Origin of the sequence: Streptomyces sp. NBC_00459, from assembly GCF_036013955.1 — a bacterium.
Classification (GTDB): Bacteria; Actinomycetota; Actinomycetes; order Streptomycetales; family Streptomycetaceae; genus Streptomyces.
Genome location: NZ_CP107903.1, coordinates 8,715,353 through 8,728,100 on the forward strand (window position 1 = coordinate 8,715,353; position 12,748 = coordinate 8,728,100).

Here is a 12,748-nt window from a genome sequence, read left to right on the forward strand (position 1 = left end):
GCCGCCCAGCGGCACGACACAGCGCGCACACCGGGCACTCCGGACACGGGCGAGGCGCGCGGCCCATGTCAGCGGTGTGCCGCTCCACGGAACAGCGGCTGTTCCGCGCCCGGACGGTGGCGTGTGCTGGGCCCATGCACCGACATGACACCGACGGCGCCGGCCCGGCGGCTCCCGGCAGGGCCGACCCGTTCAAGGAGGCCCAGCGATGACGTCCATCCCTGCCCGCCCCGGGGCACCCCGACCGGCCCGCATCGCCGAACCAGCCGTCGACGTCAGCGCGTACCTCGACCTCGACCACGGGCTCGTCGACCGCACGATCCTCAGCGACCGGACGCTCTACCGGCAGGAACTGCGCCGGGTCTTCGCACCCAGCTGGCTGTTCCTCGCGCACGAGAGCCAGTTCGGGAAGCCCGGCGACTTCTTCACCACGTACATGGGCGAGGACCCGGTCATCGTCGCCATGGGCCGGGACCGGAAGCTGCGGGCGTTCCTCAACGCCTGCCGGCACCGCGGGATGAGGGTCTGCCGAGCCGACGCCGGCGCGACGAAGGCGTTCACCTGCAGCTACCACGGCTGGTCGTACGACATGGCGGGCAAGCTGGTCAACGTACCCAACGACGCGGACTACCCAGCGCACTTCGACCGGGAGGACTGGGGTCTCACCGAGGTCGCGCAGCTCGACATGTACAAGGGGCTGGTCTTCGCGACCTGGAACCCCGAGGCGCCGCCGCTCGTCGATGCGCTGGGCGGGATGACCTGGTACATGGACGCGATGCTCGACCGTGACCCGGCGGGCACCGAGGTCGTCGGCGGGGTCCACAAGTGGGTGCTGGAGGGGAACTGGAAGCTGGCGGCCGAGCAGTTCGCCTCCGACTGGTACCACGTCAACATCTCGCACGCGTCCGCGCTGATGGTCATGTCACCGTCCGGCAAGGGGCCGAAGACGGAGATCGTGCAGACGCCGGGCCGGCAGTACACCGATCCGCTCGGTCACGGCGCCGGTTTCCCGACCCACCCCAAGAGCCGCTTCGACGACCGGGTCGTGCACGGCCACTACGACTACGAGGCACTGCGCGAACGGCTCGGTGACGCCCGTGTCGAAGGGCCCATGACCACCGGTCACGCCACCGTCTTCCCCAACTTCTCCTACCTGCCGGTCAACGGCTCCATCCGCGTCTGGCACCCCAAGGGCCCGGACCGGATGGAGGTCTGGGCCTGGACGGTCGTCGACAGGTCCATGCCGCAGGAGGTGCGGGACGCCCAACGGCTCTACAACCTGCGCACGTTCGGGCCGACCGGCATCTTCGAGCAGGACGACGGTGAGAACTGGAGCGAGTGCCAGGCCACCGCGCACGGATTCATGGCCGGCTCGATGGCTCTGAACTACCAGATGGGGATGGGACTTCAGGCCGAGGACGGCGTCCATCCCGGCACCACCGGCCGTCTCTACAGCGACGGCGCCGCCCGCGGTTTCTACGCACGCTGGCGCGACCTCATGAACACGCCCGCCTGGCACGAGAAGAACCACCCGAAGGACACCCCATGAGCATGACGAGCACCGGCATCAAGGTCGCCGAAGTCGGTGACATAGGGGACGGCGAGGCACTGCGGGTGCCCGCGGAGACCACCGGCCACGGCGACGCCATCGCCGTCTTCCACGACGGCGGCGCCTACTACGCCCTGGACGACACCTGCTCCCACGGCCAGGCATCCCTGTCCGAGGGCTGGATCGAGGACGGCGAGGTCGAGTGCCCGCTGCACAGCGCCCGGTTCTGTCTGGAATCGGGCGAGCCGCAGTGCATGCCGGCCACCACGGCCGTGCGCGCGCACCGCGTCGAGATCCGCGACGGGGGGATCTGGCTGCACCCCGGTCCCGGTCCGGGCCAGGAGGCCGGCTGATGAGCATCCCCCGGCGCATCGCCGTCGTCGGCGCGGGCCTCGCCGCCGTCTCCGCATGCGACGCCCTGCGAGCCCAGGGCTACGACGGCGAACTGGTGCTCTACTCCGCCGAACACGGGCTGCCGTACGACCGTCCGCCGCTCAGCAAGGACGTGCTGCTGGGCAAGGCCCGGCGCGAGGACGTCCTGCTGCGGCCCGAGCACTGGTACGCGAAGCAGCGCGTCGTCCTGCGGGAAAGAACCGTGGTCCGGGCGCTCCGCCCGCGCGAGGGCGGCCTGGAACTGGCGGACGGCAGCCCGGTGGGAGCGGACCGGGTCGTCCTGGCGACCGGCGGTACACCGCGGACGCTGCCCGTGCCCGGCGGCGACGATCCCGCCGTGCATGTGCTGCGCACCTGGGAGGACTCCGTGCGGCTGCGGGAACGGCTGCTGCCCGGAACCCGGGTGGCGGTCGTCGGTGCCGGGCTGATCGGTGCCGAGACGGCGGCGGTGGCCGTGGTGCGGGGTTGCCGGGTCACCCTGGTGGATCCGGTGGCGGTGCCGCTGGCCGGGGTGGTCGGTGACGCCGTCGCGGGTGCCCTGCACGGCCGGCACACCGCTGAGGGCATCGACGTGATCGCCGCCGGGGTGTCGCGTCTGGAGCACCGGCCCGGCGGCTCCGGCGTCGTGCTGCACCTCAGCGGGCAGGGTGGTTCCGTGGCGGCCGACCTGGTCGTGGCCGGCATCGGGATCCGCCCGGCCACCGGGCTGGCCGAGGCCGCCGGACTCCGCGTGGACAACGGCGTCGTCGTCGGCGCCGGGCAGCGCACCTCGCACCTGAACGTCTTCGCGGTCGGCGACGTAGCGCGCATAGGCGGCCACCGGGTGCGGCACGAGCACTGGGAGGCCGCCCAGCGCAGCGGCGAGGCCGCGGCCCACGGCATCCTCGGCCGACCGCTTCCGGAGCCCGGCGCGTCCTGGTTCTGGTCGGACCGGCACGGTTGCCGTCTGGAAGCCGTGGGCACCATGGCGGACGCCGAGCGGACCGTGGTGCGCGGCGATCCGGACAGCGGTGCCTTCACCGTCTTCGGACTGCGCGACGGCCGGCTGGTGGCCGCGGCGGCCATCGACCGCGGGCGCGACATCAGGTCCGCCCGCAGGATCGTCGACCGGGGCATCCCGGTCGACGCCGCCCAGCTCGCCGACGAGAGCGCCGACCTGCGCGCGCTCCTGAAGCGGTGACGCACCGCTGTGCCGACCCGTGGCACGTGCCCTCCCCCGAACCACCCTCTCCGCGCTGGAATGTCAGCACCGAGCGCGGCCCGCAGGAGGACCAACCGATGAGCATTCACCCACCGGGGCCGACGGTCGCGGACACCCCGCCCCTCTCCTTCGACGAGGAGACGCGGCTCCACTTCGAGGTGCAGCGCCTGTACGCCTTCGAGGCACAGCTGCTCGACCAGCACCGGTACGCCGACTGGCTGGAGCTGTTCGCCGACGACCTGCACTACTGGGCGCCGGTGCGCACCAACCGGCTGCGGCGCCAGCAGGCGCTGGCCGACGGGGCGCCCGGTGAGGTGGGGATCTTCGACGAGACCAAGGCGAGTCTGGCCTGGCGGATCCGCCGTTTCGACTCCGGCATGGCCTGGGCCGAGGACCCGCCGTCGCGAACCCGGCATCTGATCACCAACGTCCTGGTCACACCGGGCGAGGAGCCGGGAGAGTACGTCGCCGAGTCGGCGTTCCTGTGCTATCGCAACCGGCTGGAGCGAGAGGTCGACCTCTACGCCGGCGGCCGTACAGACGTACTCCGCCGCACCCCGGAGGGAACGCTCCTGATCGCCCGCCGCACGATCCTGCTCGACCAGAACGTCCTGCTCGCCAAGAACATCAGCACCTTCCTGTGACCGGAGACCTCTCGTGACCACAGCCCGTACAGAAGAGCCCAAACTCGTCGAGCACACCGTGCGGACCTCGCTCGGGCCCATCGCGGTCGGCGTGGCCGGTGAGGGGCCGGTGCTGGTGATGCTGCACGGCGGCGGCCCGGGCGCGAGCGCCGTGGCCAACTACCACCAGAACCTGCCCGCCCTCACCCGGCACTTCCGTGTCGTACTGCCCGACCAGCCCGGCTTCGGCGGCAGCTACCGTCCCACCGAGGCCGACCTGGATGTCCGCAGCATCACCGAGATCACCGTGGACGCGCTGCTACAGGCCCTCGACGGCCTCGGCATCGACCGCTTCCACCTGCTCGGCAACAGCCTCGGCGGCGCCGCCGCCATCGCCACCGCGCTCGCCGCCCCCGAACGGGTCGAGAAGCTGGTGCTGATGGCGCCCGGCGGCGGCTGGCTGCCCTTCGGGCCCACCCCGACCGAGGGCCAGAAAGCCATGTTCCGCTACTACAACGGCGAGGGCCCGACCCTGAGGAAGATGCGGGACTTCATCGGTGTGATGACCGCCGAACCCAAGCGCTGGGCGGACACCGCGCAGGCCCGCTACGAGGCGTCCCTCGACGAGTCCCACATCGCCTTCTACCACCGCTACAACGCGGCCTTCGCCAAACGGCACGGCATGGACCCGCTCTGGCAGCGCGTCCACAAGATCAAGGCGCCGACCCTCTTGCTCTGGGGCCGCGACGACCGCACCATCACCCTCGACGGGGCGCAGCTCATGCTCAAGCAGATCCGCGACGTACAACTGCACGTCTTCGGCGGCTGCGGTCACTGGGTGCAGCTGGAGCGGCAGGCCGAGTTCGAGCGTCTGGTCACCGGCTTCCTCAAGGAGCACTGACCCATGGGCTGGCTGGAGGGCGAGGTCGCTCTGATCACCGGCGGCGGTTCCGGGATCGGCCGCGCCGTCGCCCTGCGCTACCTGGCCGAGGGCGCGAGCGTCACCGTCGTCGGCCGCGACGCCAGGCAGCTGGAGGAGGTGGTGCGCGCCGCCGGCGAGCTGGGCGACCGGCTGCTGCCCGTCCCTGGCGACGTACGCAGCCCCGAGGACCTGCACCGGGCTGTGGAGGCCACCGTCGAACGGTTCGGGAAGCTGGACGTCCTCGTCCCGAACGCCGGGATCTGGGACTACCACCGCAGTGTCACCCGGCTGACCGGCAAGGAGCTGTCCGAGGCCTTCGACGAGATCTTCGGCATCAACGTCAAGGGCTACGTCCTCGCCGTGGAGGCCGCCTGGCGCGAACTGGTCGCGACCCGTGGCTGCATCGTCATGACCCTGTCCAACGCCTCCCTCCACACCGACGGCGGCGGCTCCCTGTACACCGCCAGCAAGCACGCCTGCCTCGGTCTGCTCCGCCAGTTCGCCTACGAGCTGGCGCCGAAGGTCCGCGTCAACGGCGTCGCCGTCGGCGGTATGCGCACCAAGCTGCGCGGCCCCGAGAGCCTGGGGCTGCGGGACCGCACGCTGGAGGCCTCCTTCGCGAAGAACGAGGCGTCCGGCGAGAAGCAGCCGCCCCTCATCCCCTTGTACGACTCCAGCGTCGAGCCCGAGGACTTCACCGGGCCCTACGTGCTGCTCGCCTCCCGCGCCAACAGTTCCACCGTCACCGGTGCCGTGATCCCCGCTGACGGCGGCATCGCCGTCCGCGGCTTCCGCACCCCCGCCGGCGGCGCCGCTCTCTGACCCACTGCACCTGCCCCCGTACCTCCCTCCTCGCCCGTCCCTGACAGTCACCGAAGGAGCCGACGCCATGGCCGCCGTCGACATCAGCCCCGCCGCCGCCCTGCGTCGCAGAGCCCAGTCGCCCGCCACCGCGGTCGTGTACGAGGGCCGCGAGTTCTCGGGCGCCCAACTTGCTTACACAGCAGCCAAGTTGGCTGACGGTCTGGCCGAGGTCGGGCTGCGCCGAGGGGACCGGATCGCCTACCTCGGATTCAACAGCGTGACGTTCCTGGCGACGATGATCGCGGCGGCGCACCTCGGGGCGGTCTTCGTCCCCGTCAACTTCCGGCTCGCGGCCGACGAGGTCCGCCACGTCCTCAACGACAGCGGTGCCCACACCCTCGTCGTCGAGGAGGGCCACCGAGAGCTGGTCGAGTCGATCGCGGCCGAGGTGCCGGCGCGCCGACACCTCCTGGTCGACACCGACTCCGTGTGCCCCGCGACGGCCGTCCCCGACGCCGTCTGGACCCCGCTGTCGTCGCTGTACGGCTCCGGTCGGACCGCCCGGGAGCCGGTGGCGCTGTACGACGACGACCTCGCGATGCTCATGTACACCTCCGGCACCACGGGCCGGCCCAAGGGCGTCATGCTCACCCACGGCAACCTGTGGTGGAACGCGGTCAACGTCGACAGCGTCGTCGACACCCGTGCCGACGACGTGAACCTGGCAGTGGCCCCGCTGTTCCACATCGGCGGCCTCAACGCCCTCACCCTGCGCACCCTGTTGCGCGGCGGCACCGTCGTCCTGCGCCGCGGCTTCGACCCCGCCCAGTGCCTGGAGGACCTGGTCCGGCACCGGGTGTCCTCCTTCTTCGCGGTGCCCGCCATGTTCGCCGCGCTCGCCCGGGTTCCCGGCTTCGCGGAGGCCGACCTGGGCGCACTGCGGTCCGCGATCGTCGCCGGGGCTCCCGTGCCGCCGCAGCTGATCAGGGACTACGGCGAGCGGGGCATCCTGCTTCAGCAGGCGTGGGGACTGACCGAGACTGCGCCCTTCGCCACCTACCTGCCGGCCGGGCTGACGCTGGGGAAGGTGGGATCGGCGGGCGCCCCCATGCCCTACACGGAGGTCTGCCTCACCGACCCCGTCACCGGCGTGCCGATCCAGGAGGCGGACACACGCGGCGAGATCTGCGTGCGCGGCCCGAACGTCACCACCGGCTACTGGAACAACCCCGACGCCACCCGCGCGGCCTTCGACGACGCCGGCTGGTTCCACAGCGGCGACATCGCCCACCGGGACGGGGACGGCCTCTACTACATCGTGGACCGCCTCAAGGACATGATCATCAGCGGTGGGGAGAACGTCTACCCCGCCGAGGTGGAACGCGTCCTCGCCGCCTGCCCCGGTGTCCTGGAGGCCGCCGTCATCGGCGTACCGGACCCCAAGTGGGGCGAGGGCGTACTCGCCGTCCTGGCCTGCGAACCGGGTACGGCGCCCACCTTGGAGGAGGTCCGCGCGTTCGCCGGCGACCACCTGGCCCGCTACAAGTTGCCCACCCGGGTGATGGTGGCCGAGCAGCTGCCGCGCAACGCCAGCGGCAAGCTGGTCAAGGCCGAGCTGCGTCGCTGGGTGGAGTCGCACCAGCCCGTCAAGGCGGTGTGAACCCGCTGTGGCCACCGCCCCCGACGCCCAGCCGGCGCTCGGTGAACCCCGGCTGGGCGGCCGGTGGGTGCTGCGTGCCCTCGCCCGGCCGCCCTACGGGCTCCGCCGCGAGCGGACATACTCGGTACGGGCCGCCGAGGGCGGCCCGGAGCTGTTCCTGCGACTCCACCGCGTACCGGACCATCCGCTGCGGGACTGCTATCCGTTCGGTGCCCACGATCTCGCGGTCGGCCTCACCCTGCCCGGCGCGGACGAGACCAGGGCCGGGGGCGGACCCGGTCCGGCCGCACGTCTGCTGCGCGACCTCGTGCCCGCCCTGTTCGCCCTGGACCCGGGATGCCGCCGGGTGATCGCCGCGCCGGACGAGGACGACACCGCCACCCAACTCGCCCTGGAAAGCGGCGGGTTCCGCCGGATCGCGGAGGCGGACCTGCCTGGCGGCAGCGTCGTGCTGTTCGCGGCGGAGCCACCGGGGATCGCCCGCCTGTCCACCGCGCTGGACGACATGCCCCACTGACGACGGACAGCTCGCCGACTCGACCTGCCTGACGACCCGACCCGCCACTCGAGCCGGCCGGGTTGTCAGGCTGTCCGTCGTCCGGGACCGGTGCGTCGCGCCCTGCCGGTTCACGACGCTCTTCGCACCCGCGCACAGTGTGTGCTGCACAGCGGCACAGCGGCTATGGCCCCGTGCCGGTCGGAGCGAACGTAAGTACGTGCTTGCTGCAACCGCTGTTTCCCAGAGCGCCACCGATCCGCTGTCAGGACTGGTGCTGCGCGACGTCCCGGAACCCACGCCGAGGCCCGGATGGTCCCGTGTCCGTGTCGTGGCCTCCTCCCTCAACATGCACGACCTGTGGACTCTTCGGGGCGTCGGCCATCCTCCGGAACGTCTTCCGATCGTTCTCGGCTGCGACGCGTCCGGATACGACGACAACGGCAACGAGGTCATCGTCCACCCGGTGATCGGCGACCCGGACGCCGGCCGCGGTGACGAGACGCTGGACCCGAACCGTGCGCTGCTCTCCGAGCGGCACGACGGTTCCTTCGCGGAGTACCTCGTCGTACCGAGCCGCAACCTGGTACCGAAGCCGGCGTGGCTGTCCTTCGAGGAGGCTGCCTGTCTGCCCGTCGCCTGGACCACGGCCTACCGCATGCTGTTCACTCAGGCCCGGATCAGTGCGGGGGACAGGGTGCTCGTGCAGGGCGCGGGCGGCGGGGTCGCCTCCGCCGCGATCAGGCTGGCCGTGGCCGCCGGGGCCGTCGTGTACGCCACCAGCCGGAGCAAGGCCAAGCGCGTCGAGGCCCTCTCCTGGGGCGCGCGGGCGGCGCTGCCCACCGGTGAGCGGCTGCCCGAGCGGGTCGACGTGGTCATCGAGACCGTCGGGGAGGCGACCTGGTCGCATTCCCTGAAGTCCCTGAGGCCGGGTGGCTCGGTCGTGATCGCCGGTGCCACCAGCGGCGCCAACCCACCCGCGGACCTGGGCCGGGTCTTCTACCTCCAGCAGCGCATCCTCGGCTCCACCGGGGGCACCCGCGCCGAACTGGTCTCGATGCTGCGCATGCTCGACGCCACCGGCGTGCGGCCGGTGATCGACCGGACCCTGCCGCTCTCGGAGATCCGCAAGGGCTTCCAGCTCATGATCGACGGCGAGTTGACCGGAAAGCTCGTCATCCACCCGCCGGCCCCCCGCCAGTAAGGAGCCCTGCCACCATGACCGCAGCAGCCGTAGGGCTGTCCCACTCGCCGCTCATCGGCCGGAACGACCCGGACGCCGACGTCCTGGCCCGTGTCGACCGGGCCGTTGCGGGCGCCAGGGACTTCGTCCGGGACTTCGACCCGGATCTCGTGGTGCTGTACGCGCCCGACCACTACAACGGCTTCTTCTACCGGGAGATGCCACCGTTCTGCCTGGCGACCGAGGCGCACGCGGTCGGGGACTTCGGCTCCCGGTCGGGCCCGCTGTCGGTCGACACCGGCGCGGCCAAGGCCCTGGCGCAGGGTGTCCTCGACCGGGGCGTCGACCTGACCGTCTCCGCCCGGATGACCGTCGACCACGGGTTCGCGCAGCCGCTGGAGGTGCTCTTCGGCGGGATCGACCAGGTGCCCGTCGTGCCCGTCTTCGTCAACGGGGTGGCCACCCCGTTGTGTCCGGTGAGCCGGATCAGGGCCCTGGGAACGGCGGTGGGCGAGGCCGCCGCCGGGCTCGGGCGACGGGTGCTGTTCCTCGCCTCGGGCGGCCTCTCGCACGACCCGCCCGTCCCGGTCCTGGACGGCGCGCCGCCACGAGTCGCCGAGGCGCTCGTCGAGGGCCGCCCGCCGACACCCGAGCAGCGGGCGAGGGGCGAGCAGCGAGTGCTCCAGGCCGGCCGTGACTACGCCGCTGGGTCGACCGCGATGATCCCCATCAACCCCGACTGGGACAACCGTCTCCTCGACCACCTGGAACGCGGCGAACTCACGGAGTTCGACTCCTGGACGGTGGAGTGGATGGCGAAGGAGGCCGGCGGTTCGGCACACGAGGTCCGCGCCTGGATCGCGGCGTTCGCCTCGCTGGCGGCGACCGGCCCATACGACATGGCGTCCCGGTTCTACGAGGCCGTTCCCGCGTGGATCGCCGGGTTCGCCGTCGCGACGGCACACGGGCGGTGACCGGCATGACACCCATGAATCCCGACGCGGACGCGGTGGAACGGGCCGTCGCGCGTCTCACCGCCGCCCTCGACGAGGGCCGCCCCGTCGCACCTGTACGGGATCTGATAGGCGAGCACGACCTTGCCGCCGCCTACGCCGTACAGCGGGAGCTGACCCGCCGTCGGCTGGCCGGCGGGGCGGTCGTGACCGGCCGGAAGATCGGTCTGACCTCACCCGCCGTCCAGCGTCAACTGGGCGTTGACCAGCCCGACTTCGGGGTGCTCTTCGCGGACATGGACGTCTCGGCGGAGGCCGAGGTGCCCTCCTGGCGGCTGCTCCAGCCCAAGGCCGAGGCCGAGATCGCCTTCGTCCTCAAGGAGGACCTGGCCGACGGCGACCTGGACGCGGCACGTGTGCGGTCCGCGGTCGACTACGCGGTCGCCGCACTGGAGATCGTGGACAGCCGCATCGCCGACTGGGACATCCGCCTCACGGACACGGTCGCGGACAACGCCTCCAGCGGGCTGTACGTCCTGGCCGAACGCCGCCTCGGCCTCGACGAGTTCGAACCCCGCGAGACCACCATGCGGATGTACGCCGACGACGTGCCGGTCTCCGAGGGCGCCGGATCCGCCTGTCTCGGCGATCCGCTCAACGCCCTCGCCTGGCTGGCCCGTACGGCGCTGGAGTTCGGGGACCCCCTGCGCGCCGGCCAGGTCGTCCTCTCGGGCGCGCTCGGCCCCATGGTCCCGGCCCCGCCCGGCACCCGGATCCGGGCCGAGATCAGCTCACTCGGCGAGGTCACCGCCACTTTCTCCGAGAAGTCCGGAAAGCCTGAAAAGAGAGACGCATGACGAAGACGAAGGTCGCGATCATCGGGTCCGGCAACATCGGCACCGACCTGATGATCAAGGTGCTGCGCCTGTCGGGCTCGCTGGAAATGGCTGCCATGGTCGGCATCGACCCGGCCTCCGACGGTCTCGCCCGGGCCGCACGGTTCGGTATCCCCACCACGCACGAGGGCGTCGACGGTCTGATCGCGCTCCCTCACTTCGACGAGATCGGCATCGTCTTCGACGCGACCTCGGCCAAGGCCCACGTCGCGAACGCCGCGAAGCTCGCCCCGTACGGGAAGCGGCTCATCGACCTCACCCCCGCCGCGATCGGCCCGTTCGTGATCCCGCCCGTCAACCTGGACGAGCACTTGGACCTGGGGGCCGACAACCTCAACATGGTCACTTGCGGTGGTCAGGCAACGATTCCCATGGTCGCGGCCGTCTCTGCGGTCACCCCGGTCCACTACGCGGAGATCGTGGCCTCCATCGCCTCCAAGTCGGCGGGCCCGGGCACCCGGGCCAACATCGACGAGTTCACGGAGACCACCTCGCACGCCATCGAGTCCGTCGGTGGCGCGGCCCGCGGCAAGGCGATCATCGTCCTGAACCCGGCGGAGCCGCCGCTGATCATGCGGGACACCGTGTTCTGCCTGACCGGCGACGTCGACCACGACGCCGTACGCGCGTCGGTGGCGGCCATGGCCGAACGGGTCGCACAGTACGTGCCCGGCTACCGCCTCAAGCAGGAGGTGCAGTTCACCCCGGTCCCTGACGGTGAACCCGTGCACACCCTCCTTCCGGACGACGTGGGCCCGGTCACCACCCAGGTGTCGGTGTTCCTCGAAGTGGAGGGCGCTGCCCACTATCTGCCGGCCTATGCCGGGAACCTGGACATCATGACGTCGGCCGCCGTGCAGGTCGCCGAGTCGATCGCACAGCGCAGCACGTCCCCCGCGGAGGCGACCCGATGACGACCGAATCGACGACCGGGACAGCGGCAGAAGCGGCGACCGGCACGACGTCGGCCGCCGGGGCTCCGTCGACCCGCGTGGACCGGAAGCTGTACGTCCAGGACGTCACCCTGCGGGACGGCATGCACGCCGTCCGGCACCGCATCGACCCCGCCGACGTGGGCCGTATCGTGGCCGCGCTCGACGCGGCGGGGGTCGACGCCATCGAGGTCGCCCACGGCGACGGCCTCGCGGGCGGCTCGGTGAACTACGGCCCCGGCAGCCACACCGACTGGGAGTGGATCGAGGCCGCGGCCGACAACATCCGCTCCGCGGTCCTCACCACGCTCCTCCTGCCCGGCATCGGCACCATCACCGAACTGGAACGCGCCCACGCTCTCGGCGTCCGCTCGGTACGGGTGGCGACCCACTGCACCGAGGCCGACATCGCCGCGCAGCACATCGCCAAGGCCCGCGAGCTGGGGATGGACGTCTCGGGCTTCCTGATGATGAGCCACCTGGCCCCGGCCGCCGGACTCGCCGCCCAAGCCAGGCTCATGGAGTCCTACGGCGCGCACTGCGTGTACGTCACCGACTCCGGCGGCCGCCTCACCATGGACGGAATGCGCGAACGCGTCCGCGCCTACCGCGACGTGCTCGACCCGGCCACCGAGGTCGGCGTGCACGCGCACGAGAACCTGTCCCTGTCGGTCGCCAACAGCGTCGTCGCCGTGGAGGAGGGCGTCACCCGGGTGGACGCCTCCCTCGCCGGCCAGGGCGCGGGGGCGGGAAACTGCCCGATCGAGGCGTTCGTCGCCGTGGCGACCCTGCACGGCTGGCAGCACGGCTGCGACCTGTTCGCCCTCCAGGACGCCGCCGACGACCTTGTCCGGCCACTGCGGGACCGCCCCGTACAGGTCGACCGGGAGACGCTGACCCTCGGCTACGCGGGCGTGTACTCGTCCTTCCTCCGGCACACCGAGATGGCCGCCGCCCGCTACGGCGTGGACGCCCGGACGCTGCTCCTGGAGGTGGGCCGACGTGGCCTGGTGGGCGGCCAGGAGGACATGATCGTGGACATCGCGCTCGACCTGGCCCCGGCCGGGCACACGCCCTCCGCACGCTGACCACCTGCGCCAAGGCTGCTGCTGCCCAGAGGCCTGCGGCCCTCTTGC

13 protein-coding genes are annotated in these 12,748 nt (G+C 71.7%); all 13 read left to right on the forward strand.

The window, feature by feature from the left end; translation table 11 throughout:
- The first annotated feature begins 208 nt into the window (after positions 1-208).
- The 13 genes from OHN74_RS38255 to dmpG all read left to right on the forward strand — a co-directional run bounded on the left by OHN74_RS38255 (position 209) and on the right by dmpG (position 12,700).
- On the forward strand, positions 209-1,549 hold the full coding sequence (locus tag OHN74_RS38255) for an aromatic ring-hydroxylating dioxygenase subunit alpha (protein ID WP_327699135.1): 1,341 nt from the start codon (positions 209-211) through the stop codon (positions 1,547-1,549).
- Positions 1,546-1,902: a bifunctional 3-phenylpropionate/cinnamic acid dioxygenase ferredoxin subunit gene (locus OHN74_RS38260; RefSeq protein ID WP_327699136.1), complete on the forward strand. Its 357-nt coding sequence runs from the start codon at positions 1,546-1,548 to the stop codon at positions 1,900-1,902. The genes OHN74_RS38255 and OHN74_RS38260 overlap by 4 nt, the downstream gene beginning before the upstream one ends.
- The gene (locus tag OHN74_RS38265) at positions 1,902-3,122 is read left to right on the forward strand and encodes an NAD(P)/FAD-dependent oxidoreductase (protein WP_327699137.1); all 1,221 of its coding nucleotides are present in this window, start codon (positions 1,902-1,904) and stop codon (positions 3,120-3,122) included. The genes OHN74_RS38260 and OHN74_RS38265 overlap by 1 nt, the downstream gene beginning before the upstream one ends.
- 98 nt (positions 3,123-3,220) lie before the next feature.
- Complete coding sequence (locus OHN74_RS38270) at positions 3,221-3,787, forward strand: 3-phenylpropionate/cinnamic acid dioxygenase subunit beta (protein ID WP_327699138.1); 567 nt, start codon at positions 3,221-3,223, stop codon at positions 3,785-3,787.
- A gap of 13 nt (positions 3,788-3,800) precedes the next feature.
- Positions 3,801-4,667: an alpha/beta fold hydrolase gene (locus OHN74_RS38275; protein ID WP_327699139.1), complete on the forward strand. Its 867-nt coding sequence runs from the start codon at positions 3,801-3,803 to the stop codon at positions 4,665-4,667.
- A gap of 3 nt (positions 4,668-4,670) precedes the next feature.
- Positions 4,671-5,510, forward strand: coding sequence for an SDR family NAD(P)-dependent oxidoreductase (locus OHN74_RS38280; RefSeq protein ID WP_327699140.1), 840 nt, complete (start codon positions 4,671-4,673; stop codon positions 5,508-5,510).
- 67 nt (positions 5,511-5,577) lie between these two features.
- Positions 5,578-7,152 (forward strand): acyl-CoA synthetase, encoded by a 1,575-nt coding sequence (locus tag OHN74_RS38285; RefSeq protein ID WP_327699141.1) that lies wholly within the window; start codon positions 5,578-5,580, stop codon positions 7,150-7,152.
- A gap of 7 nt (positions 7,153-7,159) precedes the next feature.
- Complete coding sequence (locus OHN74_RS38290; protein WP_327699142.1) at positions 7,160-7,669, forward strand: GNAT family N-acetyltransferase; 510 nt, start codon at positions 7,160-7,162, stop codon at positions 7,667-7,669.
- Between the two features lie 199 nt (positions 7,670-7,868).
- Positions 7,869-8,852, forward strand: coding sequence for a zinc-binding dehydrogenase (locus tag OHN74_RS38295; RefSeq protein WP_327699143.1), 984 nt, complete (start codon positions 7,869-7,871; stop codon positions 8,850-8,852).
- A gap of 14 nt (positions 8,853-8,866) precedes the next feature.
- The gene (locus OHN74_RS38300) at positions 8,867-9,805 is read left to right on the forward strand and encodes a 3-carboxyethylcatechol 2,3-dioxygenase (protein ID WP_327699144.1); all 939 of its coding nucleotides are present in this window, start codon (positions 8,867-8,869) and stop codon (positions 9,803-9,805) included.
- A gap of 5 nt (positions 9,806-9,810) precedes the next feature.
- Entirely contained in the window at positions 9,811-10,641 is an 831-nt protein-coding gene (locus OHN74_RS38305; RefSeq protein ID WP_327699145.1) for a 2-keto-4-pentenoate hydratase, read from the forward strand.
- On the forward strand, positions 10,638-11,594 hold the full coding sequence (locus OHN74_RS38310; protein ID WP_327699146.1) for an acetaldehyde dehydrogenase (acetylating): 957 nt from the start codon (positions 10,638-10,640) through the stop codon (positions 11,592-11,594). Before OHN74_RS38305 ends, OHN74_RS38310 begins: the two co-directional genes overlap by 4 nt.
- Before the next feature lie 77 nt (positions 11,595-11,671).
- On the forward strand, positions 11,672-12,700 hold the full coding sequence (dmpG, locus tag OHN74_RS38315) for a 4-hydroxy-2-oxovalerate aldolase (RefSeq protein WP_327700415.1): 1,029 nt from the start codon (positions 11,672-11,674) through the stop codon (positions 12,698-12,700).
- The last annotated feature ends 48 nt before the right edge of the window (positions 12,701-12,748 follow it).